Annotated in this window: 30 protein-coding genes, 2 tRNA genes and 2 pseudogenes; 3 read left to right on the forward strand and 31 right to left on the reverse strand. The window is 29.8% G+C overall.

From position 1 onward, the window contains the following. The 28 genes and pseudogenes from rpsE to GOY14_RS02485 all read right to left on the reverse strand — a co-directional run bounded on the left by rpsE (position 1) and on the right by GOY14_RS02485 (position 16,845). Positions 1–513: a 30S ribosomal protein S5 gene (gene rpsE / locus GOY14_RS02350; RefSeq protein ID WP_175809688.1), complete on the reverse strand. Its 513-nt coding sequence runs from the start codon at positions 511–513 to the stop codon at positions 1–3. Between the two features lie 11 nt (positions 514–524). Then, positions 525–899, reverse strand: coding sequence for a 50S ribosomal protein L18 (gene rplR, locus GOY14_RS02355; protein WP_175809689.1), 375 nt, complete (start codon positions 897–899; stop codon positions 525–527). Between the two features lie 5 nt (positions 900–904). Further along, complete coding sequence (gene rplF, locus GOY14_RS02360) at positions 905–1,450, reverse strand: 50S ribosomal protein L6 (RefSeq protein ID WP_175809690.1); 546 nt, start codon at positions 1,448–1,450, stop codon at positions 905–907. A 16-nt stretch (positions 1,451–1,466) separates the two neighbouring features. Continuing rightward, the gene (rpsH, locus tag GOY14_RS02365; protein ID WP_175809691.1) at positions 1,467–1,862 is read right to left on the reverse strand and encodes a 30S ribosomal protein S8; all 396 of its coding nucleotides are present in this window, start codon (positions 1,860–1,862) and stop codon (positions 1,467–1,469) included. Between the two features lie 27 nt (positions 1,863–1,889). Continuing rightward, the gene (gene rpsN / locus GOY14_RS02370) at positions 1,890–2,198 is read right to left on the reverse strand and encodes a 30S ribosomal protein S14 (protein WP_175809692.1); all 309 of its coding nucleotides are present in this window, start codon (positions 2,196–2,198) and stop codon (positions 1,890–1,892) included. A gap of 16 nt (positions 2,199–2,214) precedes the next feature. Next, positions 2,215–2,751, reverse strand: a complete 537-nt coding sequence (gene rplE / locus GOY14_RS02375) for a 50S ribosomal protein L5 (protein ID WP_175809693.1) — start codon at positions 2,749–2,751, stop codon at positions 2,215–2,217. Between the two features lie 11 nt (positions 2,752–2,762). Beyond that, positions 2,763–3,080: a 50S ribosomal protein L24 gene (rplX, locus tag GOY14_RS02380; RefSeq protein ID WP_175809694.1), complete on the reverse strand. Its 318-nt coding sequence runs from the start codon at positions 3,078–3,080 to the stop codon at positions 2,763–2,765. Then, positions 3,080–3,439, reverse strand: a complete 360-nt coding sequence (rplN, locus tag GOY14_RS02385; protein WP_175809695.1) for a 50S ribosomal protein L14 — start codon at positions 3,437–3,439, stop codon at positions 3,080–3,082. Before rplN ends, rplX begins: the two co-directional genes overlap by 1 nt. A gap of 22 nt (positions 3,440–3,461) precedes the next feature. Continuing rightward, entirely contained in the window at positions 3,462–3,686 is a 225-nt protein-coding gene (rpsQ, locus tag GOY14_RS02390) for a 30S ribosomal protein S17 (protein WP_175809696.1), read from the reverse strand. Then, the gene (gene rpmC, locus GOY14_RS02395; protein ID WP_175809697.1) at positions 3,679–3,885 is read right to left on the reverse strand and encodes a 50S ribosomal protein L29; all 207 of its coding nucleotides are present in this window, start codon (positions 3,883–3,885) and stop codon (positions 3,679–3,681) included. Before rpmC ends, rpsQ begins: the two co-directional genes overlap by 8 nt. 13 nt (positions 3,886–3,898) lie before the next feature. After that, positions 3,899–4,312, reverse strand: a complete 414-nt coding sequence (gene rplP, locus GOY14_RS02400; RefSeq protein WP_175809698.1) for a 50S ribosomal protein L16 — start codon at positions 4,310–4,312, stop codon at positions 3,899–3,901. A 10-nt stretch (positions 4,313–4,322) separates the two neighbouring features. Further along, positions 4,323–4,943, reverse strand: coding sequence for a 30S ribosomal protein S3 (rpsC, locus tag GOY14_RS02405; RefSeq protein ID WP_175809699.1), 621 nt, complete (start codon positions 4,941–4,943; stop codon positions 4,323–4,325). 30 nt (positions 4,944–4,973) lie between these two features. Next, the gene (gene rplV / locus GOY14_RS02410) at positions 4,974–5,330 is read right to left on the reverse strand and encodes a 50S ribosomal protein L22 (RefSeq protein ID WP_255419676.1); all 357 of its coding nucleotides are present in this window, start codon (positions 5,328–5,330) and stop codon (positions 4,974–4,976) included. Between the two features lie 12 nt (positions 5,331–5,342). Continuing rightward, positions 5,343–5,627: a 30S ribosomal protein S19 gene (gene rpsS / locus GOY14_RS02415; protein ID WP_175809700.1), complete on the reverse strand. Its 285-nt coding sequence runs from the start codon at positions 5,625–5,627 to the stop codon at positions 5,343–5,345. A gap of 3 nt (positions 5,628–5,630) precedes the next feature. After that, entirely contained in the window at positions 5,631–6,455 is an 825-nt protein-coding gene (gene rplB / locus GOY14_RS02420; protein WP_175809701.1) for a 50S ribosomal protein L2, read from the reverse strand. Position 6,456: 1 nt separating this feature from the next. Next, positions 6,457–6,744 carry a 50S ribosomal protein L23 gene (locus tag GOY14_RS02425; RefSeq protein WP_175809702.1) on the reverse strand — a complete coding sequence of 96 codons (288 nt, stop codon included), beginning with the start codon at positions 6,742–6,744 and terminating at the stop codon, positions 6,457–6,459. Then, positions 6,741–7,355, reverse strand: coding sequence for a 50S ribosomal protein L4 (gene rplD / locus GOY14_RS02430; protein ID WP_175809703.1), 615 nt, complete (start codon positions 7,353–7,355; stop codon positions 6,741–6,743). The genes GOY14_RS02425 and rplD overlap by 4 nt, the downstream gene beginning before the upstream one ends. A 51-nt stretch (positions 7,356–7,406) precedes the next feature. Further along, positions 7,407–8,087 carry a 50S ribosomal protein L3 gene (gene rplC / locus GOY14_RS02435; RefSeq protein ID WP_175809704.1) on the reverse strand — a complete coding sequence of 227 codons (681 nt, stop codon included), beginning with the start codon at positions 8,085–8,087 and terminating at the stop codon, positions 7,407–7,409. Then, positions 8,084–8,440, reverse strand: a complete 357-nt coding sequence (gene rpsJ / locus GOY14_RS02440; protein ID WP_175809705.1) for a 30S ribosomal protein S10 — start codon at positions 8,438–8,440, stop codon at positions 8,084–8,086. The genes rplC and rpsJ overlap by 4 nt, the downstream gene beginning before the upstream one ends. Positions 8,441–8,457: 17 nt before the next feature. Next, positions 8,458–9,630 carry an elongation factor Tu gene (tuf, locus tag GOY14_RS02445; protein ID WP_175809394.1) on the reverse strand — a complete coding sequence of 391 codons (1,173 nt, stop codon included), beginning with the start codon at positions 9,628–9,630 and terminating at the stop codon, positions 8,458–8,460. Between the two features lie 78 nt (positions 9,631–9,708). Next, positions 9,709–9,780 (reverse strand) — tRNA-Gly (locus tag GOY14_RS02450). A 12-nt stretch (positions 9,781–9,792) separates the two neighbouring features. Beyond that, a tRNA-Tyr gene (locus GOY14_RS02455) sits at positions 9,793–9,875 on the reverse strand. Positions 9,876–9,992: 117 nt separating this feature from the next. Then, positions 9,993–11,167: pseudogene (gene carA, locus GOY14_RS02460) on the reverse strand (glutamine-hydrolyzing carbamoyl-phosphate synthase small subunit). Between the two features lie 568 nt (positions 11,168–11,735). Continuing rightward, positions 11,736–12,650 (reverse strand): methionyl-tRNA formyltransferase, encoded by a 915-nt coding sequence (gene fmt / locus GOY14_RS02465; protein WP_175809706.1) that lies wholly within the window; start codon positions 12,648–12,650, stop codon positions 11,736–11,738. 15 nt (positions 12,651–12,665) lie between these two features. Further along, positions 12,666–13,031 carry a 50S ribosomal protein L20 gene (gene rplT / locus GOY14_RS02470; RefSeq protein WP_175809707.1) on the reverse strand — a complete coding sequence of 122 codons (366 nt, stop codon included), beginning with the start codon at positions 13,029–13,031 and terminating at the stop codon, positions 12,666–12,668. A gap of 6 nt (positions 13,032–13,037) precedes the next feature. Beyond that, positions 13,038–13,259 carry a 50S ribosomal protein L35 gene (gene rpmI / locus GOY14_RS02475; RefSeq protein WP_175809708.1) on the reverse strand — a complete coding sequence of 74 codons (222 nt, stop codon included), beginning with the start codon at positions 13,257–13,259 and terminating at the stop codon, positions 13,038–13,040. A gap of 516 nt (positions 13,260–13,775) precedes the next feature. After that, a complete protein-coding gene (locus GOY14_RS02480) occupies positions 13,776–14,150 on the reverse strand; it encodes a ferredoxin family protein (RefSeq protein WP_175809709.1) in 375 nt (124 codons plus the stop codon). A 1,282-nt stretch (positions 14,151–15,432) separates the two neighbouring features. Then, the gene (locus GOY14_RS02485) at positions 15,433–16,845 is read right to left on the reverse strand and encodes an iron-containing alcohol dehydrogenase (RefSeq protein WP_175809710.1); all 1,413 of its coding nucleotides are present in this window, start codon (positions 16,843–16,845) and stop codon (positions 15,433–15,435) included. 40 nt (positions 16,846–16,885) lie between these two features. Here GOY14_RS02485 and dapE point away from each other — a divergent pair, with 40 nt between their 5' ends. The 3 genes from dapE to trxB all read left to right on the forward strand — a co-directional run bounded on the left by dapE (position 16,886) and on the right by trxB (position 19,774). Beyond that, positions 16,886–18,091 carry a succinyl-diaminopimelate desuccinylase gene (gene dapE, locus GOY14_RS02490; RefSeq protein WP_175809711.1) on the forward strand — a complete coding sequence of 402 codons (1,206 nt, stop codon included), beginning with the start codon at positions 16,886–16,888 and terminating at the stop codon, positions 18,089–18,091. Positions 18,092–18,214: 123 nt separating this feature from the next. Beyond that, the gene (locus GOY14_RS02495) at positions 18,215–18,814 is read left to right on the forward strand and encodes a peroxiredoxin (RefSeq protein ID WP_175809712.1); all 600 of its coding nucleotides are present in this window, start codon (positions 18,215–18,217) and stop codon (positions 18,812–18,814) included. Further along, positions 18,815–19,774, forward strand: a complete 960-nt coding sequence (trxB, locus tag GOY14_RS02500) for a thioredoxin-disulfide reductase (protein ID WP_175809713.1) — start codon at positions 18,815–18,817, stop codon at positions 19,772–19,774. 942 nt (positions 19,775–20,716) lie between these two features. Here the strand turns inward: trxB and GOY14_RS02505 are convergent. The 3 genes and pseudogenes from GOY14_RS02505 to GOY14_RS02515 all read right to left on the reverse strand — a co-directional run bounded on the left by GOY14_RS02505 (position 20,717) and on the right by GOY14_RS02515 (position 23,548). Beyond that, positions 20,717–20,917 (reverse strand): hypothetical protein, encoded by a 201-nt coding sequence (locus GOY14_RS02505; RefSeq protein ID WP_218938844.1) that lies wholly within the window; start codon positions 20,915–20,917, stop codon positions 20,717–20,719. Between the two features lie 118 nt (positions 20,918–21,035). Beyond that, on the reverse strand, positions 21,036–22,433 hold the full coding sequence (gene lpdA / locus GOY14_RS02510; RefSeq protein WP_175809715.1) for a dihydrolipoyl dehydrogenase: 1,398 nt from the start codon (positions 22,431–22,433) through the stop codon (positions 21,036–21,038). Further along, a pseudogene (locus GOY14_RS02515) lies at positions 22,426–23,548 on the reverse strand (outer membrane protein assembly factor BamB family protein). The gene lpdA and the pseudogene GOY14_RS02515 overlap by 8 nt, the downstream one beginning before the upstream one ends. Positions 23,549–23,953: the final 405 nt, after the last annotated feature.

Raw genomic sequence — 23,953 nt, forward strand, 5'->3', positions numbered from 1 at the left:
TTACCTATTTCCAACTATCTCGCTAATCTTTTTACCTCTCTTACTAGCAACTTGACGAGGAGATAACATATCACTAAAAGCCTCAAAAACTGCGCATATAACATTATGAGGATTATTTGATCTTGTAGATTTGGCTACTACATCTTTTATACCTAACACCTCAAACACTGATCTTACCGCTCCACCAGCAATAATACCTGTTCCAGCTCTAGCAGCCCTTAAAACTATTTCGCCAGAGCAAAACTTAGCTTTAATATCATGATGTAAGGTTCTACCTTCACGCAAATACACTCTAATCATTGATTTTTTTGCAGCATTTACAGCCTTTATCCTAGCTTCAGCAACTTCTGCATGTTTACCCATTCCACACCCTACTCTACCCTTCTCATCTCCAACAACAACCAAAATTGAAAATGAAAACCTCCTACCACCTTTTGTAACTGTTGTTACTCTCCGTACAGAAACTAAAAGCTCTAATAAATCATTATTATCTTGTAAATTCTTTACAACCATATTAAAACTCTCTAAAACTTAAACCCATAACTTCTTAAAGCTTCAGCAAATTGAGAAATTAACCCTGTATATTTATATGCTCCACGATCAAATACCAGTTTTTGTTCTAATTTCATATTAGATAACCGTTCAATCATTAAAGAAGAAACTTGTCTTACAGCTTCAGCATTAACTCTACCTTTACATGTACCCCTAATTTTAGCATCTAAAGTAGAAACAGAAGCGAGAGTCATTCCTTTTTCATCATTGATTAATTGAACATAAAAATGCTTATTAGACTTAAATACAGATATACGTAAATGCTTATTACCATAACTATTAAGCTTCTTTCTATTACGTAATTTCCTTTTTTCAAAACTACTTAAAAAATTATATAACCTTTTCATTCTAATCAATTTTTTTTGCTTACAACTTTACGTAATACAAATTTTCCTTTTATTATAACACCCTTACCTTTATAAGGATCATATTTTCTAAGCCTACATATATCAGATGCTACCATATATACTTTTTGTTTATCCATGCCACTTACCATTAAATAAATCGGTTTTATACATTCAATCTTAATATCTTTAGGAACTTTATACTTAATATTATGACTATAACCAAGGGATAAAGTCAAATACTCACCATCACACTCTGCTTTATATCCTATACCATTAATCTCAAGATCAACAGAAAAATCACTAACCATACCATTAATAATATTATTAATATTACTTCTATAAGTACCCCACATAGATTTTATTTCATCATAATTACCCTTACTTTGATCAATAGAAAGCAACAATTGATTCCCAATAATACAACATATAATATTATTATCTAATTTAAGACATCTTTCTGCTTTGGCACTTTTTATTAATATCTTACCATCATTATATTTAACTAAAATATTAGTAGGTATATTAATAGGTGCAGCACCTACACGGGACATAAACTTCCTCCCTTACTTAAAAGACACGACACAAAATTTCTCCACCAACTCTTAATTTACGTGCACTATAATCAGTCATTACTCCTTTAGACGTAGATATAATAAAAATACCAAGCCCATTATAAGCTTTAGCAACGTCTTTATATTTAGAATAACAACGACAACCAGGTTTTGATATTCTAACTATATCACTAATTACAGGCAATTTTTTATAATACTTCAATTTTATAATAAAAAATGGAATATTACTTATAATCTCTTTCTGATAATCAAGAATATATCCTTCATCTTTCAAAATCTTTAATATAGAAGAATTTACTCTAGAAAATAAAACCCTCGTTGTCCTATGCATTGCTGATTGAGCATTACGTATTCTTGTCAAGAAATCACCAATACTATCAGAACATGCCACAATTATACCCTTTTTTTAAATATCATATTACCAACTAGACTTGGTCACTCCTGGAATTTTTCCAAAAGCACATAAATCACGCAAAACAACTCTACATAAACCAAATTTCCTATATACTCCCCTTGGTCTACCAGTTAAAATACACCTATTTCTAATCCTAATTTTAGAAGAGTCTCTAGGCAATTTTTTAATCAGTTTATTTTGAGCAGCAAATCTCTCACCCATAGATATACTTTTATTATTTATTATAGATTTTAACTCCCTTCTCTTTTCTCTATACTGATCACATAACTTAATTCTACGAAGATTTCTCTGTATTATAGACTTTTTTGCCATACACTATACCTTTCAATCAATCAAAAAAAGGAAATTTAAAAGCTAATAACAACTGCTTTGCTTCTTTATCACTAGTTGTACTCGTTATAATATTGATATCCATACCTCTAATTTTACTTACTTTATCATAATCTACTTCTAAAAATGAGATATGTTCTTTTATACCAAAAGAAAAATTACCATTTCCATCAAATTGTCTTACACTAAATCCCCTAAAATCTTTTTCCCGTGGTAAAGCAATATATATTAACCTCTCTAAAAATTCATACATTTTATCTTTACGTAAAGTCACCTTACAACCTACTATAGCACCTTTTCTTATCTTAAATCCAGAAATAGACTTTTTTGCAGAGGTAAAAACAGGTTTTTGTCCCGTAATTAAATATAACCAATTAAACTGCTCACTCATTGTTTTACTATCTAAAACAGCATCCCCCCCGATCCCTATATTAATACATACCTTGATAAGTCTAGGCACTTGCATTACATTACTATAATTCAATTTATTTTTCAAGGATTGAACTATACTATCCCGATATAATTCTTTAAACATATCAACTATACTTACTCTATTCTTTCCCCAGAAACTTTCGCAAAACGTACTTTTTTACCATCTACAATCTTAAATCCTACTCTAGTTGAAGTTTTATACTTAGGATCTAATATTGCAATATTAGATATATCGATAGTTAATTCTTTATCTAATATACCACCACTATCACCAGCTTTAGGTTTTACATGCCTTTTATATATATTTACTCCAGAAACAATTGCTCTTTTTCTAGCATTGTGTATTAATATTCTTATTACTTTACCAATTTTTCCCTTATCTCTACCAGTTAAAACTATAACGTCATCACCACTTTTTATTTTTGCACTCATTATAAAACCTCAACAGCCAATGACATTATTTTCATAAAAAAACCAGATGGCAATTTTTTTACTGGACCAAATACCCGAGTACCAAGCGGTTCACCTTCACTATTAATTAAAACTACAGCATTACTAGAAAAATAAATTACAGAATTATCAGACTTTCTAATACGACTCTTCACTCTAACAATAACTGCTCTATATATTTTACCTTTTTCAATCTTTCCCTTAGAGTTGATGGATTTAGCAGATACAATAACTATATCACCTACAGACGCAAATTTCTTACCACCTAACAACCCAATACAAAGTACTTTACGTGCACCAGAATTATCAGCCACTTCTAATAATGTATTTTTTTGAATCATACCACAATATTCCTTATCCTACTCAAACAATAATCCACTTTTTAGTAGCAGAAATAGGTCTATGCTCCTGTATAAAAACCCTATCTCCTGCCTTACAGCTATTATTTTCATTATGAACTGTATACTTTTTATATTTCTTTATAACCTTTTTATACAGTTTATCCTTATATATTTGCAACACTAAAACCTTTACAGTTTTATTACACTCAGCTTTAACTACAACACCACATAAAACTTTCTTAGGCATTCCTCATCCCCTTTATTTTTCTTTCATTCAATACAGTTAAAATACGAGCTATACTTTTCCTCATTAAACCGAAACGCACAATATTACTACACTGTCCTAATTTTTTTTGAAAAACTAAATTAACAAATTCTTTCCTTAAATTTGGAAGCATTTCATATAACTCTTTCGAGGATTTTGACCTAATCTCAACTATATTCATATAAACTTCCCATTTAACTATGATTAGATACAAACTTACATCTTACAGGAAGTTTAGCAATTGCTTTTTCAAGTGCTAATTTTGCCAAATGTACAGGAACACTACCACTAATTTCAAATAACACCCTACCAGGCTTAGCTTTAAATACCCAAAATTCAACACTACCTTTTCCCTTACCCATACGCACATCAGCTGGTTTTTTACTCACAGGAATATCAGGAAAAATTCTTACCCACATTTTACCAGAACGTTTTAATGTTCTAGATATCACACGTCTTACAGCTTCAATATGCTTAGATTGAATCCTACCCGCCTCTATAGCTTTTAAGCCATGATCCCCAAAAGATAACGTATCACCAGCTTTTGTACTACCCTTAATTTTTCCCTTAAATACCTTTCTATATTTACTTTTTTTAGGAATAAACATTTTATACACCTTAATTAACAATATAAACCCAAACTCTAACCCCTATAACACCATATACAGTCTTTGCTTCACATAAAGCATAATCTATATTAGCACGCAAAGTATGTAAAGGTAAACGACCTTCCTTATACCACTCAGTTCGAGCTATTTCAGCTCCACCAAGACGACCAGAACAACTTACCTTAATACCTCCCCCTCCCATTCTCAAACAACCTTGAATAGCTTTTTTCATTGCCCTTCTAAAAGAAACTCGTTTTTCTAATTGTTGTGCTATACTATTTGATATCAAAGCTGCATCTATTTCAGGTCTCTTTATTCCTACTACATTTACTTCTACATTATCTTTTACTTTTTTAACTATCTTCTGCTTTATCTTTTCAATATCTAAACCCTTCTTACCTATTAAAACTCCAGGTCTAGAGGAATGTATTGTTACAGACATCAAATCACCTTTACGCTCTATAACTATCCTGGAAAGACCTGCATGTCTAAAAGATTTATTTATGTAACTACGAATAGATAAATCTTGATGTAATTTTTCTTTATAATCTTTATTAGCATACCAAATTGAATCCCAAGTATTAGTATTTATCTTTAACCTCAATCCTATAGGATTAACCTTCTGACCCATATTCTAACCTCACTATTTTATCCCTATAAATCATACAATTCCTTCTAATTTGATAGTTATACTACTATAACATTTATCAACTTTGCTAGCTCTACCCATAGCTTTTGGATATATCCTACGCAAAGTAAAAGATTTACCTATCAACACTTCCTTTATATATAGACCATCAACATCCAAACCATAATTATGCTGAGCATTAGCTACCGCAGCATTCAACACCTTTGCCATAAGACAAGCAGCTTTCTTTTCACAAAATTTCAATTGCACAGTAGCAAAAGAAACTTTTTTATTACGTATTAAATCGGCAACTAAATTTAACTTACGAGGAGTTGATTTTAAAACTCTAGAACTAGCTTTAACAATCATACACTTTTTTTCTTCTTCCATACTCATTGCTTATCACCTTCTTACTGCCTTTTTATCACCACTATGTCCATTAAACTTACGGGTAGGTGAAAATTCACCAAATTTACGACCTATCATATTTTGATCATTAACATTAACAGGAACATAATCTTTACCATTATAAACAGCAAACTTTAAACCTAAACAATTAGGAAGAATGACAGACGCTCTAGAATGAATTTTTATCACTTTATTAAAAGCACCCTCTCTTAAAACTCTATTCACCAATTTCAGCACAGAAGGATGACAAAAAGGTGATTTCCATGCAGACCTACTCATAAACTAACCCCTTAAACTTTTTATATGCTTGTCACTAAACTTATTTTTCTTTCGAGTTCTTTTTCCCTTTGTTGCAACACCCCAAGGAGTAACAGGATGACGACCACCAGAAGTTTTTCCTTCTCCACCTCCATGAGGATGATCAACTGGATTCATAGCAACTCCACGAACAGTAGGCCTAATTCCCAACCACCTACTTCTTCCTGCTTTACCTAACTTTATATTTTTACGATTAGAATTAGACACTACACCAATAGTAGCTTTACAAGCAGATAAAATCAACCTAACTTGACCAGATCTTAATCGCAATAAAACATAATTACCATCATGACCAATAATTTGTGCATAACAACCAGCAGCCCGAGCAATTACAGCACCATTACCTGGCTTCAATTCAACACCGTGTACAAAAGAACCAATAGGTATACACCTTAATGGCAAACAATTACCTGATAATATATCAACACTCTCACCTGACATTACAAAATCACCTGGCTTTATATTTTGTGGAGCCAATATATAAGATTTAGTATTATCACTCTTATACAATATTAATGCTAAAAAACCACTCCTATTTGGATCATATTCTATTTTTTCAACTACACCTTGATCACCTCTATTACGTTTAAAATCTACAATTCTATACTTTTTTTTGTGCCCACCACCCCTATGATGAGTAGTAACTCTACCACAATTATTTCTCCCACCACTAGACTTCTTACCAAACGTAAGAGATTTTTCAGGTCTATTTTTTGATAACCCAGACTTACTTATCAACACAGTTCCACGGGAAGATGGAGTAACAGGGTTAAGAAACTTTATACCCACATTAAATACCCATCATATTTAATTTTTGACCATTAATTAAAGAAAAATAAACCTTCTTTTTCTGTTTTTCATAACCAGACACACCTTTAAAGCGTCTATACTTAGACCTAACCATGACAACATTTATAGAAGCAACCTTAACTCTAAATAGAGATTCTATTGCTAATTTTATTCTAAATTTATTTATATTTACAAAAACATACAAAGAATATCTATTAAATTTTTCTTTTAAAAAAGAAGCCTTTTCTGTAATTACAGGAGACTTTATTATATTATTATACTCTATCATAATAATCTACCTTCAAGATCCTTTAAAGCATCATTTGTCAACATTATACAGTCATGATTCAGCACATCAAAAACATTTAACCCGACAGGTTTAATCAAATCTATATAGTATAAATTTCTAGTAGCCCGTAATAAACTATCTTCATAATTACCAACTACTAAAAAAGAAGAAAATTTAAATTTTTTCATATATTCATGTACTTCAAATGTTTTCTTTATATTAATATCTAAGCTATCAAGAATAACTATCTGATTATTTAAATACTTAAGAGACAAAGCAATTTTTAAACCAAGTTCACGCACTTTTTTGTTAAGAGAATATGCATGACTCCTTACAACAGGACCAAAAACTATCTCTCCTCCTCTAAATTGAGGAGATCGTAAACTACCTTGTCTTGCCCTACCAGTACGCTTTTGCCTATAAGGCTTAGCTGTCGTACCAGAAATATCACTAATACCTTTTGTTTTATGAGTACCAGCTCTTTTTTTTGCTAATTGCCATATAACCACATCGTGTAAAATATTCAATTTTCGTTCAACAAAAAATATTAGAGGATTAAGCTGAATAACACTCATATCACCACTAGACAAATTAATAAATTTACATTTCATAATTAACTTACAAAACTACTGTATCACATCACTTGCACTCAACAGCCAATACTACTTAAGTAAAAAAGAAACATCCTTATGTAAAGGTTTTTTAACCGCATCCCTCACAAAAACATAAGAATTTCTAAACCCAGGAACATTATTACCTTTTATAGCAATAACACTATTTTTATAATCAATCAACAATACCTTCATATTCTGCACAGTTATTCTACTATTACCTAAATGACCAGCCATCTTTTTACCTTTAAACACTCTACCAGGATCTTGACATTGACCAGTAGAACCTTGAGACCTATGAGCAATAGAAACACCATGAGAAGCTCTAAGTCCACTAAAATTATACCTCTTTATTACGCCGGCAAACCCTTTACCCATCGAATAACCTGTAATATCTAGATATTGACCAATGACAAAATGACCAATATCTACTTTTTCACCACATCTTATTCCTGAGAGATTATTCAACCTACTTTCATATAGCCTACATCTACTTTTTATTCCCTTCTTTTTTAAAAATTCTAACTGAGGCTTTGAAATATTTTTAAAATCTCCAGTACCTAAAATAATTGAATTATACCCACATTTATCTCGCTCTTTTACATCAATAATATAGGTATCACCGAGATACAATAAAGTCACAGCTACACGACTACTATCGGAATATATAGCAGTATGACCAACATTTTTCATTAATAAACCAATTCTTCTCAGCGAACTTATTCTCTTCATTCTTTATTCCTAAACTTTATAACCTTCTTTATTTTCGAATCAACTTCTACTCCAGGCAGAGGAGAAAGAAAAGATGAATTTCCAAGCATTTGTACTATAGTAGGAGTAGGATTATATAGAACAATTAAACGTTTAGAAGTCCTTCGTTCAAGTTGCTCACGAGATTTTTTATCAACATGAGGAGATCTATTAACATTAAACTTAAAATTTTTCCTTGGCAAAGCAATTGGACCTGATAATCTTGTACCAGAATGTTTTAATTTATCCTTGAATTCACGCACAAATTTTCTAATATATTCCTCCAACCTTGAACAATCAAAAGCTTCTATTTTAATATGTATCTCTTGCTCCATCTAGTTTCATACCCCAACTACTCCAAAATTTCAGAAACAATACCAGAACCAACAGTTTTACCACCTTCTCTTATTGCAAAACGTAACCCCTTATCTATTGCTACTGGTGCCTGTAATTCTACTTCTATACTTACATTATCTCCTGGCATTACCATTTCTTTCCCTTTTAGCAATTTTATGTTTCCTGTCACATCTGTAGTTCTTATATAAAATTGTGGTTGATAATTTTCAAAAAATGGTGTATGTCTTCCTCCTTCCTCCTTTTTTAATACATATATCTCGGCCTTAAATTTTTTATGTGGTGTTATTACATTTGGCTTTGCTAATACTTGCCCTCTCTCTACCTCCTCTCTTTTTATTCCTCTTACCAATATTCCTACATTTAATCCAGCACATCCTTTATCAAGACATTTTTTAAACATTTCTATTCCTGTACATATTGTCTTTCGTGTCGCCTTCAAACCTACTATCTCTATCTCTTCGCCTATTTTTATTTCTCCTTTTTCTATTCTTCCAGTAACCACCGTTCCACGCCCAGGTATTGAAAATACATCCTCAATCGGCATTAGAAATGGCAAATCCACAGGCCTTGGTGGAATTGCTACATATTCGTCTAATTTTTCCATTAACTTTTCTATTGATTTTTTCCCATATTCATTATCTTTATCTTCTAATGCTTTCAATGCAGATCCAATAACCATGGGAACTTCATCACCTGGAAACTCATATTTATTTAGTAATTCCCTAATTTCCATTTCTACTAAGCCAATCATATCGTAATCAGCAACATCAGCCTTATTTATATATACAATGATATACTTAACATCAACTTGCTTTGCAAGTAATATATGTTCTCTTGTTTGCGGCATTGGTCCATCAACTCCAGACACTACTAATATTGCTGCATCCATCTGTGCTGCACCTACTATCATATTTTTTACATAATCAGCATGCCCAGGACAGTCAACATGTGCATAATGTCTCTTATCTGTTTCATATTCTACGTGTGCTGTTGCTATTGTTATTCCCCTTTTTCTTTCTTCAGGTGCTTTGTCTATTTGATCATATGCTACAAAACGCCCATAATACTTAGTTATTGCTGCTGTTAATGTAGTCTTTCCATGATCTACATGTCCTATTGTTCCTACATTTACATGTGGCTTACCAAATGCTTCTACTATCTGCGTCATAATTTAAAGTTTTCACCAAAAAAAATACAAATACATCATAGTAATATATTAATTTTATAAAAATACAATAAAAAAAAGAGCGGATAGTGGGATTTGAACCCACTCTGCTAGCTTGGAAGGCTAGAGCTCTACCAATTAAGCTATACCCGCATATTATTAACATGGAGGAGGTAGGATTCGAACCTACGTACGCTTCCACGGACAGATTTACAGTCTGTTACCTTTAACCACTCGGTCACTCCTCCCACCAACAAAATTCATTAAAAAAATATTAGGTAGTATTTTAACTTAATTTTTATATTAAATTTAATAATAAATTCCTAAAACAAAAAAATCAACAATAAAACTTTGAACAACATTAACTATGCAGATTTTATTTTATATAATTTAATATTATTAATAAAATATTTAAACAAATAATGTGAATCATGTGTACCTGGAGCTCCTTCAGGATGATATTGCACAGAAAAAACAGGATAATTCTTCACCACTATTCCTTCTATACTATTATCAAATAAAGAAACATGAGTAATTTTTATATTTCTTGGTAAGAAAAATGGATCGACAACAAATCCATGATTTTGACTAGTAATCTCAACTTTTTTGCTACTCACATTATAAACTGGATGATTACTTCCTCGGTGACCAACATTCATCTTAGTAGTCTTTGCCCCTAAAGCAATTGCAAGTAATTGATGACCCATACATATTCCAAAAATTGGTATTTTAGACTTTATAATAACATTTATTTCTGAAATTAAGTTCTCTCCTATCTTTTGTGGATCACCAGGACCATTTGAAAATACTATCCCATCTGGACACATATTTAATATCTTTTGAGAAAAACCCCTATCTGGTTTAATTAATTCAACTGTGCAGCCAAGTTTTACCAAGCGTGAAGTGATACTAAATTTTACACCAAAATCAACTATTATAACTTTATATTTTTCAATATTTTGAACTTCAACGTCATCTACTTGAATTACAGAAGACACATTATTATGTAAACTACTGACTGCATCAATTATTTCCATTCCATTTGGAGATTCATATTTACCAATTCATTCAATAAATTTTCTACTATTTCTTGAACAGTCTGATCATTACAAATCCATGGATTAAGTTCTAAAGGATAAATCAATGAACATATCATTCCATTTTGATACCCATGTTTTCTTAAGTGTCTAGTCAAAGCTCTAGTATCAACTCCTGATATTCCAACAACATTATTTCTCTTTAACCAATCATTTAAATTAATATATGAAGAAGGATGAGATGCAGGAGAAAGTTCACGCATAATTACACCACTTGCAAAAATCCTCTCTCCTTCATTATCTTTACTATTTATTCCAATATTACCAATATGAGGAAAAGTAAACATTATAATTTGATCAGTAAAAGAAGGGTCAGTTATAATGTGCTGGTAACCAGTAGCACCAGTAGTAAAGCAAACCTCGCCTATACTCTTACCCCTTTTACCTATTGATTTTCCTAAAAAACATTTACCACTTTGTAAAATTAAAATTGCGTCCTGCACTAATTTTTCATAATTGGTTTAAAGATAGTATATAAGAATTTTAAACAACACAATAGAAAAAAACTCTTTACTAAAATCTTTCATTATAAAACATTTAATTAATGAAAATTAGCTATAATTTCAATCAATACTAATGTTAATATGAAGTCACCTTTAAGCTAGATATTAAATATTTTAATACATGAATAACAGATCAAAACCAAACAAACACAAAAAACATTAAGAAAATTACAAACCCTACTTTTTTATAACATACACCTTTAAGCAAATTATTATTACTCATTAAATATAGTGTGAACTGGCAATTTGTAACAATAGGTAAGGGCAATAATTACTTTTTACTTTCTACAAATTCTAAGAGAAAAAAAATAGACAAAAGCAAATGCAATAAACTAAATAAAACAACCAATGTATAACTAATTTTCGTTAGAAAATTAAACTTAATTTCACTGTAAAACTTCCCATAATCCATTTGAAAGTCTACTTTCATATATTAATTAAGTAAGATTATTAATAATTATCTCTACTCCTTTTTTACTAACATAAATTAACTATACAGCAATTTAGTTTACTCTATAATCTTTTTCACTATGCTTGATCTCAAACCACGGATAAAATCCGTAACTCTACAAGGGGTTCTTCCCTCTATTTGAATCATTTTAGGAATTAAAATTCCACCTTTCAAGCTTATATGCATATTATCATTAATAATTTCACCTTGTGCTAAAGGCAAAGAAAGATTAATTTCAAAATCAGCATCTAGTACTCTAAGGCGTTTATTTTCTATCTTAATAAACGCCTTAGGGTAAAACGCTTTAACTTTTCTATAGGCAACTTCACAAGTATCATTTGCATATATTTTATAGTCTTTTACTTTACTAGCGTAGCATACATTATCACCCTCCTGTTCTAAAGGAACCTGTTGTTGTTTTTCGACTTCATTCAATATTTCCATCAACAAGTTACTGCCTAACATAGACAACTTATCATGCAATGTCTTGTAATTATCACTTTTTTTAATTACAAATCTTTTCTGCTTTAAAATAGGACCAGAATCTAACCTTTCATTCAATCTAATAATGCTAACCCCAGTTTCTTGGTCTCCTGCTAAAATTGTATGTTGTATAGGAGCTGCACCACGCCATCTAGGCAGTAGTGAAGGATGAATATTAATACAACCATGTTTTGGAATATCTAAAACTTCTTTTGGAAGCATCAATCCATATGAAACAACAACTGTAATATCTGGTTTAAAGTTTCTAAATCTTTCTTGTTCTATCAAAGATCTTAGAGAAGTAGGAGTGCATACTTTTATATCATGTTTTTCAGCAATAGCATGAACAGGAGATTTTGTTAATCTCTGTCCACGTCCTGAAGGTTTGGGAGCCTTGGTATATACTGCTATTATGTCATTTCTGGATTTGAATAGCAAATTTAGTGTACCAACAGCAAATTCAGATGAACCCATGAAAATCACTCTCATGTTACATTCTAAAAATTAAGAATTTTTTACTAACTTAGTGTTAACAATTTCTACTAATTTTGAAAAATCATTTTGATAATTAACAGCCATTTCAGCAAGAATTTTTCTATTTAAGTGAATTCCAGCAAGCATAAGCCCATGTATAAATCTACCATAGGTAAGCCCATACTTTCTTACTGCTGCGTTAATACGTATTATCCATAAATTACGAAAATCACGCTTGCGATTTCTTCTGTCCCTATAAGAATACTGTAATGCTTTTTCAACTCTTTGAAGTGCAACTCTATAACAATTTTTTGCACGGCCCCTGTAACCCTTAGCTAACTTTAATATTTTTTTATGACGTGCATGAGTAGTAACTCCACGTTTTACTCGAGCCATTTGCTTTTACCTCCATTTTTTTTTAATGCCATAAGGTATATAAAGTTTAACTATACGCGAGTCAGACTTACCAAGAATAATCGTACCGCGCTGATTACGAATATTAAATTTGCTCCTTTTAATCATACCATGTCTTTTGCCAGATTGAGTAGAAATAACCTTACCTTTAGCTGTAAGATTAAAACGCTTTTTAACAGAAGATTTAGTTTTTAATTTCATTTTCTTCATGTAAATTCACGAATACTTTAATAGTCAAATTTTTTTAAACAGAAACTAGCTAATATTATATAAATAACTTTATTAAAAATACAATAAATATTAGCTTACAAAATTTACACTAATATAATATATCACTTAAAGCTACATTACAAACAAAATTACATATTCAAAGACACCTTTTTTTCACACATTTAGTATATTACCAGGCTTTTTCTTCTTTTTTTCAAGAATTTTCCCAAAAAAATATTATCTTATTTTTTATTAGCTTACCTCTATTTTAGTATATAGCCTATGATTACAGCAAAGTACTCTTTAGATTTACAAAAATCTGATTCTTTAAATTTACTGCCCGCACAGCAAGTAAATAGCAACAAAATACTTTATATTTGACTTACTCATTAATGTACAAAACAGTTAATATTATGATATGTCATAAGTTATAAATACATCAATTTTCACAATAAAACATACTAGCATAAAATACTAATAAAAACTTTTTTTCTTTTTAAATTTAATTAAAGAGGCTTATTCTAGATTTTCATTAAAATAAGCAGTTTTATCACTTCTTTTCTTATACTCTTCTGCAGTACTCAAGGGTTGCTTTTTAGCTGTAATATTTGGCCATCTCCGTGAATATTCTAAATTTATATCATAAAATAACTTAATTTTTTTTTGTTCATTGCTTAACAAGCTTTCATCTAATCCCAAAATATCTCTTATAGAATCATCAGTGACAATTGCATCTACTGGACACTCAGATATACATACTCCACAATCAATACATTCATCAGGATTAATCACAAGCATATTTTTACCTTCATAAAAGCAGTCAACAGGACATACTTCTACACAATCTGTATACTTACACTTTATACACCTATCCGTAACAAAATGTGTCATGAAAAGCAACGTATAAACTACATATTTTTAATACAGCAAATCAGTACAAAATTCAAGTCTTTCTTGTTACTATTTAAAGTTCAATATAAACAAATATCTGCTTACCTCTAAGTAACTAAAAGAAAATTTCATTGTAAAAATAAATAAGTCAAATTTAATAAAAAAACAAAAACTTGGCTAAACCTTTCATAGCTAAAAACTCACCGTACACTAATAGTATATAAATCATTAACAAGAAAAAATATCAAATACCAAATAAGATTATACAAAAACAATATATGCATTCAAAATACGTCTAAATATAATTAGAACCTAAGTAATAAGTAATACCTGCAAAAATTTAAAATTACCCTGCTTTAATTAAAATAACCAATATAATAACTATACTCAATATAGAATATTAGACATAAAAATTATAACACTCAGTGATTTCACTTTTCAATATGAACGTTACAAGAAATCTTATAAGCGCTGAGTGTTTGGTAATTGATTTAAACAAATTTAATTTTAGTATGATTTCTAAATTCGTAAAATATAGAAACTATAAGTATACAATAAATATACAAAATATTAGTATGACTGATACAAAAAAACAATTAATACCACTTTTTCTGAAAGAAAAATTCTGATCTATGCTTCTGATCTATGCTAAAGAATTATTAAAATAATAAACATAATTATCACCAAGCTTCATAAATTACTACTAAACTGAATCCCAGTATTCTCCTTTTCACAAATTAAAGAATCAAAATACATTTTAACTATCGCCGACATTGTAATAATGAAAATGCTAAAAATCTTAAAATTTTCATAAAGATAGATTTTACTTCAGATTAATAATGTAAAGACAGAAAATTTTGCTTTTCTTCAAGCTATACTCTATATGATAACAATATTAGATTAAAAATCTCTGCTTTTAAAAAACCATTAGTTCATTAAATGATTTGATCTTAATTATCAACTAATTGAAAGAGTATTAGTTCAGTTTATCTCCTCGACAAAGGAAAAGTAACCTTATTAATATCAAATGCTAAATACTATTTTTTAACAAAAAAAAAAGTATAAAATTATAATCAATTCATTAAGAAGCTTATTAAGCAGCTCTGTATCCATCTATTCAGATTAAGTACCCTTAAATATCCTTATATATTTAAGTAAGGCAAGCAGCATTTTCATAAATTGAGTCTATTTAAATTAAGTAATTTAAAGTTGAAGAATAGAATAAAACAATTGCTAGACTAAAAATCAAAGAAAGCATCAACATTTTCAAAATTATTTTGAATTACAAAACTTTACTTTCTTCCATACAATGAGCCAAGTCAAGAAAGGTAAATCTGTCTCTTGCTGTAAATGCAATACTAACCACTTTGCAATATTGCTCCTTATCCCAACCTAGATGCTCTGGTAAATGTGGAATTGACAAATCTTCAAACATTTTTTTTAAACGTTTTGCAGGCAATAAATTTTGCCTAATTAAACTAGAAATATTATTCCATTCTTTATGAACAATCTCTTTAATTTTGTGCTGCAAAACTTGTTTCCGCTTTAAAATTTTTATAAATTCAGTATTACCAAAGCACTCCATCATCCAAGTAGTACTATATTGATTCACTTTCTGAACTTTAGCATTCGATATTGGAATAACACTAAAATAATTCATTGGTTTAATGATTGGATTGTGCATTGATAATATCTTTTCTTGTAAATTAGCCATGGTAGTCATTGTAACAGCAATCTTTTCACCATGTAATGAAGAAGAATAATCTCTTGTTACCATTTCCATTGTGTGAGCTATCATATGCTCTCCCTGACTTGCAGAATAGCTACCTTTTGACATTACCATTCCAAGTCCTGAAATGAGTAAAGCTTCCATAAGTAATAAAACCACTTTTTTACTTCTTTCTGCAAGCGCTAAATACTCCCTAAGTAAAATTTCTTCCAAATCACGAACAAGTGAAAAAGGCAATTCATTATATTCTGTACCAAGTAGTAGATGAGATAACAACCAATCAGCTTGCACTGTTGAACGACAAATAAAATCTGCAAATCCGCTCAATGTCAAGCGTAGTGGTGCATTAGTAATTATATTAGTATCAATATATATTGCTTTTGGGAGATGTGCCACAAAAGATTTTTTATACCCATCAACTAAAATAGAAGCATTTGCAGAAGTATACCCATTCATAGAAGCAGCTGTTGGAAAAGATATATAGTTCTTACCTTCAAGATAGCTTGCATACTTACAAATATCATTAATAGTACCACTACCAAGTGCAACTATTAGGTCACTATCCTTCGCCTTATTTCTAACTAAATTAACAATTTCAAGAGATGCAGACATATTTAGAGTAACTTCTCTACCTGATATCATTCTAGCACTCGACACTGGAATCCATACTTTTTTTTCCTTAATCTTGGTATCAGAAAATTGAGATAATAAAATTTTAGAAGTATTTAAAATAACATAAGGCTTTGTAACAGGTCTAATAATATTGCTAGGAATTATTAAGTGAGAAATTTTATTAAATATATTTTTACTTAAAAATTCTGCTGTATTTTCATCCGCAACCAAAAAAATGTCATTCCCATACTGCATGCATATTTCATGTATATTATCAACAAGATGATGATCTACTATTATTTCCCCTATGAGGGTTTGTTTAGCTTGATGTAATATTTGCTTTAAATAATGCATAGAATGTTTACAATATAGTATTCAGTATTTTAAAGTTGGTATGAAGATTGATCCTGTAGAGCTAACTAAAAAGTTAATTTCTTTTAAGAGTATAACACCAAAAGACAATGGAGCAATAGAACATATAGCAGCAATTCTCAAGAAAAGTGGTTTTAAGTGTGAAATTTTAGAGTTTGGCAGTAACGAAGATAAGGTTAAAAATCTCTATGCAAAATATATAAATGGAGTGCCAAATCTATGTTTTGCTGGACATATCGATGTTGTATCACCAGGTCAACTAAAAGATTGGATATCTGATCCATTTAATCCAAAAATTAAGGATGGGATATTATATGGAAGAGGAGCAGCTGATATGAAAAGCGGAATAGCTGCATTTATTGCTGCTATGGTAAATTTTATTATAGAAAAATTCCAATTCAATGGTTCTATAAGTGCACTAATTACTAGTGCTGAAGAAAGCATGGAAGAATATGGAACAAAAGCAGTTTTAGAATGGATGGAAAGTAACCAAAAAAAAATGGACTATTGTGTTATTGCTGAACCAACCAGTAGTAAAAAATTAGGTGATACTATAAAAATAGGCAGAAGAGGATCTGTAACATTTAAATTAATTTGTCACGGAAAACAAGGACATGTTGCTTATCCAGACCTAGCTGACAATCCAATATATAAAATGATGTCAATATTGAACAAAATAAGAAACACTACCTTTGATAGAGGCAACAAATATTTTCAGCCTTCAAATTGTGAAGTCACTACTATTGACGTAGGAAATAATATTACTAATTTAATACCTAATTTAATAGTTGCAAATTTTAACATTCGATATAACAATATACAAACACCTGACAATTTATACAAGTTAATCAATGAAATATGTTCTAGTGTAACTGAAAATTATAAACTCTATATTTATAATAGTAGAGGTGTTTTTCTCTCTGTTCCAGATAAAAACACTGACATCATGCTTAATGCAATAAATAAAGTCACTAATATCGATGCTGTGATGAGTACAAGTGGCGGCACCTCTGACGCTGCATTTATCAAAAATTTTTGTCCAGTGATTGAATTCGGTATGATCAATAAAACTGCACACCAAGTAAATGAATGCGTATCAGTGGATGATATACATAAATTAACTGCTATATATAAGGAATTTATAAAAAATTACCTCTACCCTACTAACAAGATATTAAATCAAATTAATATAATTAGTAATATTCCTAACGGCCCATTATTAGCTTAAGATATATCCAAAATTAGTAAGAATAGTAAATTAGAAATAAATTTTAAAGAAAAATAAAGAAAACTTGCATATAAATTTATCACGTGATAGAATAATAACCATCTAAAATTAAAGAGGTTAATTATGAATCTTGTGACAAAATCTGCTATCGATTTTACTGCTCCTGCTGTTCTCTCTGATGGAGAAATAGTTGATAATTTTTGTCTAAGCAAGCATATAAAAGATAAATATGCTGTTCTTTTTTTCTACCCACTCAATTTTACTTTTGTCTGTCCAACTGAATTAATATCGTTTAGTAATAAAATAGAAGACTTTTCAAAACGTGGTGTTGAAGTCATAGGAGTAAGCATAGACTCAAAATTTTCACATTGTAAATGGCGAGAAACTCCAGTAAACGAGGCTGGTATTGGAGAAATTAGTTATACTTTAGTATCTGACATTAAAAAGTCTATATCAAGAGACTACGAAGTATTATATGATCACTCAATTGCACTCAGAGGAACTTTTATTATTGATGATGAGTTTATTGTACGTCATCAATCAATAAACGATTTACCTCTAGGACGTAATATCGATGAGTTCATTAGAATTATTGATGCAATTAAGCATAATAAGGAATATGGAGAAGTATGTCCAGCAGGATGGAAAAAAGGAAAGGCAGCTATTCAAGCAAGCAAAGAAGGGGTAGCTGACTATTTGAATTCATATAGTGAAGAATTATAGATGAATCTATTTAGCACAAAGGTTCTCATTATCGGCTCTGGAGTAGCTGGCTACGCTGCTGCTATATATGCGGCACGCGCAAATTTAGAACCAATCGTAGTCACAGGAATGCAACCTGGTGGTCAGCTTACGATTGCTACAAATGTAGAAAACTATCCTGGTTTCATTTCAATACAAGGTCCAGAGCTTATGAAACAAAATAGGCTACATGCAGAAAAATTTGGTGCAAAAATAGTAGATGATGAAATAAAGAGTATTGAACAACTTAACAGCTCTAATGAACATAGATTTAAATTTCTTGGTAATATTAATAATTATTACTCAGCCACGATTATAATTGCATCCGGCGCACAAGCAAAATGGCTTGGTCTTAAAAGTGAAAAAGAGTTTCAAGGTTATGGAGTTTCAACTTGTGCAACTTGTGATGGTGCATTTTTTAAAAATAAAGTTGTAGCTGTAGTTGGTGGAGGAAATACTTCTGTTGAAGAAGCAATATTTTTAACTCGATTCGCTAAAGAAGTAATACTAATACATAGACGCAATAAATTAAAAGCAGAAAAAGTGATGCAAGATAGACTTTTTAAAAAAGACAAGATAAAAATAATGTGGAATTATGCTGTAGAGCAAATTCTTGGAGAAGAAAATCCAAAAAGAGTAACTGGTATTATTATTAAATCAACAAAAACTAATAAAACTCAAGAATTAAAAATAGATGGGGTATTTATTGCAATTGGATACACACCAAATACAAATATTTTAAGAGGTTTTGTTGAAATAGACCAGCAAGGTTATGTAATCACAAAACCTGGTACAACTCTAACTAGTAAAGCAGGAGTATTTGCTGCAGGTGATGTTCAAGACAAGGTATATAGACAGGCAGTAGTTGCAGCAGCCACAGGATGTATGGCTGCACTTGATGCAGAAAAGTTTCTAGAGTCAATACCAAAACCTAAAACCTAAAAATTAAAAATAAGAAACATGTAAAAATAGCTCTATTAAAAAGTAAGATTAATGCTCTTTCTATAGAGAGTGTGTAGTACTAAGAAACATTACAATAGTTTTAAAGAAAAATATAATAAGCTGAATAAATCTATTCCAAAAGTCTATAACTACCAGTAATAATAAATATTACATGTTAAAAAAAGTGTCTCAATACTACCTACCATTCAAAAAATAATAAACTATATATGAAATATAACATACTAATAAGATATATTTCTAGACTTAAAGTAATAGCTGATATATATAATCAAAAGGAATTTTAATATAATATTAATTTATTAAACCAGAAATAATGAAAAAAAACCTCCTCAAAACGATGCCAACTAATATTAACAAAAAAATAAATTTAATTTTAAAGGGGTTATCTGCAATAAAGATTTGAGTTTTTAAATAAAATTAGAATTCCAAAAAATACAAAATCATTTATCGGTTATTTTGTAAAAAAAACACTTAGTAAAAGTACTCTTAAAAAAGAAGCTTACAAAACAATATTTACTAAAATAACCTATTTAACCTGCCCCAAAATAAAACATATTGAATCTCATACAAGATTTATAAAATAAACATCTGCAAGTAAGAATTACTAAATAGTAAAGTTAGTCAATTTATAAAAACTTAACTTCATACAAAACTATATTTGTATAATCAGCACTCAATAAAGATAAATACTACGTTTAAATCTCTTGAATATTAACTAGAATCGCTATGGTATATGCTTAATAATAATATTCTCAAAGAGAAACATCCTCTTGCTTACTTCTTAAGTCTTGCAAAAAGTTTTTTTATATAAAACAAACAAGGACAAAACTTCATAACACCATCAAAACTTTTTAAGTGACAGTTTTTATTCCTTTATAAAATTTTATATAAAATCGATCAATGCTTTAGATAAATTCTTCTCTAATTAGTTAAATAAGAAGAACATAACCTTAGCTTATCTTGTACTACCATTTTATACACTAAAAAATTTTCCACTACCGACAAATACGTAGCGTTAAATCTTATATTGTCTATACCATTCTCAAACAATGAAACTAAATTCATCTTTCCTTCATTCAAACATACTACCCTCTCTCTCAAACAAAAAAAAGCAATATTCATTTTCAACATGAAACACCAAAAAAAAACTCACCAAACTTTTTAAGTCTTAAATATGACTTTAAATATCCCAAGTAAATAAAGCATTGTACCTAGCCATCATACTGATTTTAATATTAATTTAAGTCCCCTTTTTAAAGAAAGCATTAATACATGCATCACGAAAGGTCTCATTTATATCAGGATGAGAGTGACAAATTCTATAAATATCTTCTGCTGCTGCACCATATGCCATTGCAACTGCTGCTTCATTAATTAACATACTAGCATATGCTCCTATAATATGTACACCTAGTATCATATCCGTCTTATTACAAGTTAGTACTTTTACAAATCCTACGGTATCATTAAGAATTTTTGCTTTACTATTTGCAGCAAATTGACACTTGCCTACTTTATATTTTTGACCAGCAATTTTAAGTTCCTCTTCGGTTTTCCCGATTGAAGAAACCTCAGGATGAGTATAAATAACAGATGGTATGATTCCATAATCAATATGAGGTGACTGTCCTGCTATTATCTCTGCAACTGCCATTCCTTCTTCTTCTGCCTTATGAGCAAGCATTATTCCACCAATTACATCACCAATTGCAAATATTCCTTTTATATTAGTTTCATACCTATTATTAACTTGAATAAAACCATAATTATTTCTTTTTATTCTATCATCAATACCAAGGCCCTCAACGTACGGTTTACGACCTACTGCAACAAGCACTTTATCTGCCTCTATAACACTTACTTGACTATCTTGAATGGAGCAAACTTTTATTTTTAACAAATTGTCACTTTGTTTTATCTCTTCAACTTTAGTGTTCAGTAAAAACTTTATACCTTGCTTCTGTAAATTAAAAAACAAAGATTTACTCAATTCCCCATCCATGGATGTAGCAATTTTATCAAGAAACTCCACTATAATAACCTCAGACCCTAGTCTCTTCCATACAGAAGACATTTCAAGCCCTATTGCTCCAGCCCCAATTACAACAATTCTTTTTGGTACTTCAGTTATAGATAGTGCACCAGTAGATGAAATAATATTTTTCTCATCAATACTAATTCTTGACAAAGAATTAACATCAGAACCAGTTGCAATTACTATATTCTTTGCTTTGAATGTCTTACCTTCAACAGAAACTTCAAGGTTACTTTGATTAAAAGAAGTAATTTTTCCAATTCCATTAATTTTAGCAATTCTATAAAAATTAAAGAGGTATTCTATTCCTTCCCCTAATTCTTTAATTATGGCATTCTTATATTCCAACATTTTTTTTAAAGAAAAACTTACATCCTTGATTCTTATACCAAGTTTTAGCAAATTATTTTTTATATAAACATACTGATAAGAAGAATAAAGTAAAGCTTTAGAAGGTATACACCCAACTCTCAAACATGTACCTCCAAAAACGCTGTTTTTATCTATACAAGCAACATTTAATCCAAGTTTTGCAGCTATAATGGCACACTTATAACCCCCTGGGCCGCCACCTATAACAATTAGATCATAATAATCAGTCATAAAAAATGAACCTATTTTCTAAAGAAAAAGAACCATTTCCCTCAGTTGTTATATATATTTTATTACGAGAAAATACTGGAGCATGAAACACCTTACCAGGTATTCCAATTATTTTTCTTATATTTTTTAATTCAGGAAAAGTAAATATTAAAATTAAGCCTCTATTACTTGTTACCCATAGCGTATTGGCATACATAATTAAAGCAAATAATTGCACGTTGTTGTTCTTTACTAAATTAGACACCCAGACCGTTTCTCCACTTTTTATATCAATACCAATTATTTTATTATCTTTAGTAATCATAAATATTCTACCACCATCTTTTTGTTCTTTTGTAGCAATAGAGAAACCGTAATATGGTACAACATTTGATAAACTTTTTATTTGCAATGATTTTGACCATAAAATATTCCCTGATTTTACGTCAATACCATATACATAAGAATTATTTGTAACAACTAAAACACCATTAAATACTCTTGGTGTAGTAGTTATATCTGTAAACTGTGTATCTAAAAGACTTACAGACAATTTTTGATCCCACAATTTTTTACCACTTTCATCAAAAGCTATTAATTCGCCATTTGAAAATGGCACCACTATTTCATTATTAATAATTACAGGTGATATAGAATATAAACCACGAACCTCATTAATTCCATTTTGGTAAGCCCAAATTAAACTACCATCATTTATATTAAAGGTATATAAATAGTTATCAATAGTTAATACTATCAATTTATCATGTATTACTACTCCCTTTCCTCTAACTGGAGCTCTCAGTTTTTTCTCCCATTGAATTTTACCAGTCCTTCCATCTATTAGATACAAAATGTTATTCACAATAAAGAAAATATTATCTCCATAATTTGATAAACTCATATTACCAATTTTTTTTTTGTGAAAAGCGCAACTTCCAATTCATAATCCTTAAATTATCAACATCAAAAGAATATAAAGCACCATATTTATCTACCATAATAACATTATTTTCTACAATAACAGGAGCCACATATCCCTGCGATAATTTTTTCTTATTTATTAAACTTATTTTCTCACTTGCCATTGTATAATTACTAAACAACAACATTATTATAACAATAATTACCTTCATTACTTATCAAACACACAACTTATTGACATATATATTAAAATACAGCCACAATAAATCTTTTTATGGTACATTAAAAATAATATCTTAGTTTAATAACAATATTTACAAACCTTTATATCTAATCTCCCATTCACAAATACAAAAAAAGTAATGGATAATTTTTATTCATGAAAATAACGCCTTATCCTATTTTGATAAGTATATTTTAACCAAAAAACTAAATAATTCAGATACTAACTATATGATATACATTACCAGCTGCACAAGATATTAAATACCTTACAATTTTCATTGTAAAGAAATCAATAAGCCTGTCAAGCAGTAATTTCACCTCATTTCCAGCTATGATATTACTTAATTAAATTAATGACTATTAAAAAAACTAATAACATGTATTATAATCTA

The organism is Wolbachia endosymbiont of Dipetalonema caudispina, assembly GCF_013365495.1.
In the GTDB taxonomy this organism is placed as follows: domain Bacteria; phylum Pseudomonadota; class Alphaproteobacteria; order Rickettsiales; family Anaplasmataceae; genus Wolbachia.

Bases quoted from the DNA above. Each gene is read 5' to 3' on its own strand.
- rplN (WP_175809695.1), bottom strand. From the start codon at position 3,439: ATGATTCAAAAAAATACATTATTAGAAGTGGCTGATAATTCTGGTGCA.
- rpsN (WP_175809692.1), bottom strand. From the start codon at position 2,198: ATGGCAAAAAAGTCTATAATACAGAGAAATCTTCGTAGAATTAAGTTA.
- rpmC (WP_175809697.1), bottom strand. From the start codon at position 3,885: ATGAATATAGTTGAGATTAGGTCAAAATCCTCGAAAGAGTTATATGAA.
- lpdA (WP_175809715.1), bottom strand. From the start codon at position 22,433: ATGACTGATTATTATGATCTAATTGTTATAGGTGGCGGCCCAGGGGGT.
- rplD (WP_175809703.1), bottom strand. From the start codon at position 7,355: ATGAAATGTAAATTTATTAATTTGTCTAGTGGTGATATGAGTGTTATT.
- rplX (WP_175809694.1), bottom strand. From the start codon at position 3,080: ATGAGTGCAAAAATAAAAAGTGGTGATGACGTTATAGTTTTAACTGGT.
- rplT (WP_175809707.1), bottom strand. From the start codon at position 13,031: ATGGCTCGAGTAAAACGTGGAGTTACTACTCATGCACGTCATAAAAAA.
- GOY14_RS02425 (WP_175809702.1), bottom strand. From the start codon at position 6,744: ATGATAGAGTATAATAATATAATAAAGTCTCCTGTAATTACAGAAAAG.
- fmt (WP_175809706.1), bottom strand. From the start codon at position 12,650: ATGAGAGTGATTTTCATGGGTTCATCTGAATTTGCTGTTGGTACACTA.
- rpsC (WP_175809699.1), bottom strand. From the start codon at position 4,943: ATGGGTCAGAAGGTTAATCCTATAGGATTGAGGTTAAAGATAAATACT.
- rplV (WP_255419676.1), bottom strand. From the start codon at position 5,330: ATGGAAGAAGAAAAAAAGTGTATGATTGTTAAAGCTAGTTCTAGAGTT.
- rplF (WP_175809690.1), bottom strand. From the start codon at position 1,450: ATGTCCCGTGTAGGTGCTGCACCTATTAATATACCTACTAATATTTTA.
- rplE (WP_175809693.1), bottom strand. From the start codon at position 2,751: ATGTTTAAAGAATTATATCGGGATAGTATAGTTCAATCCTTGAAAAAT.
- GOY14_RS02485 (WP_175809710.1), bottom strand. From the start codon at position 16,845: ATGCATTATTTAAAGCAAATATTACATCAAGCTAAACAAACCCTCATA.
- rpsQ (WP_175809696.1), bottom strand. From the start codon at position 3,686: ATGCCTAAGAAAGTTTTATGTGGTGTTGTAGTTAAAGCTGAGTGTAAT.
- GOY14_RS02505 (WP_218938844.1), bottom strand. From the start codon at position 20,917: ATGAATATTGCTTTTTTTTGTTTGAGAGAGAGGGTAGTATGTTTGAAT.
- rplC (WP_175809704.1), bottom strand. From the start codon at position 8,087: ATGAAGAGAATAAGTTCGCTGAGAAGAATTGGTTTATTAATGAAAAAT.
- tuf (WP_175809394.1), bottom strand. From the start codon at position 9,630: ATGACGCAGATAGTAGAAGCATTTGGTAAGCCACATGTAAATGTAGGA.
- rpsE (WP_175809688.1), bottom strand. From the start codon at position 513: ATGGTTGTAAAGAATTTACAAGATAATAATGATTTATTAGAGCTTTTA.
- GOY14_RS02480 (WP_175809709.1), bottom strand. From the start codon at position 14,150: ATGACACATTTTGTTACGGATAGGTGTATAAAGTGTAAGTATACAGAT.
- rpsS (WP_175809700.1), bottom strand. From the start codon at position 5,627: ATGAGTAGGTCTGCATGGAAATCACCTTTTTGTCATCCTTCTGTGCTG.
- rplP (WP_175809698.1), bottom strand. From the start codon at position 4,312: ATGTTTATTCCTAAAAAAAGTAAATATAGAAAGGTATTTAAGGGAAAA.
- rpmI (WP_175809708.1), bottom strand. From the start codon at position 13,259: ATGAAGAAAATGAAATTAAAAACTAAATCTTCTGTTAAAAAGCGTTTT.
- rpsJ (WP_175809705.1), bottom strand. From the start codon at position 8,440: ATGGAGCAAGAGATACATATTAAAATAGAAGCTTTTGATTGTTCAAGG.
- GOY14_RS02495 (WP_175809712.1), top strand. From the start codon at position 18,215: ATGAATCTTGTGACAAAATCTGCTATCGATTTTACTGCTCCTGCTGTT.
- dapE (WP_175809711.1), top strand. From the start codon at position 16,886: ATGAAGATTGATCCTGTAGAGCTAACTAAAAAGTTAATTTCTTTTAAG.
- trxB (WP_175809713.1), top strand. From the start codon at position 18,815: ATGAATCTATTTAGCACAAAGGTTCTCATTATCGGCTCTGGAGTAGCT.
- rplR (WP_175809689.1), bottom strand. From the start codon at position 899: ATGAAAAGGTTATATAATTTTTTAAGTAGTTTTGAAAAAAGGAAATTA.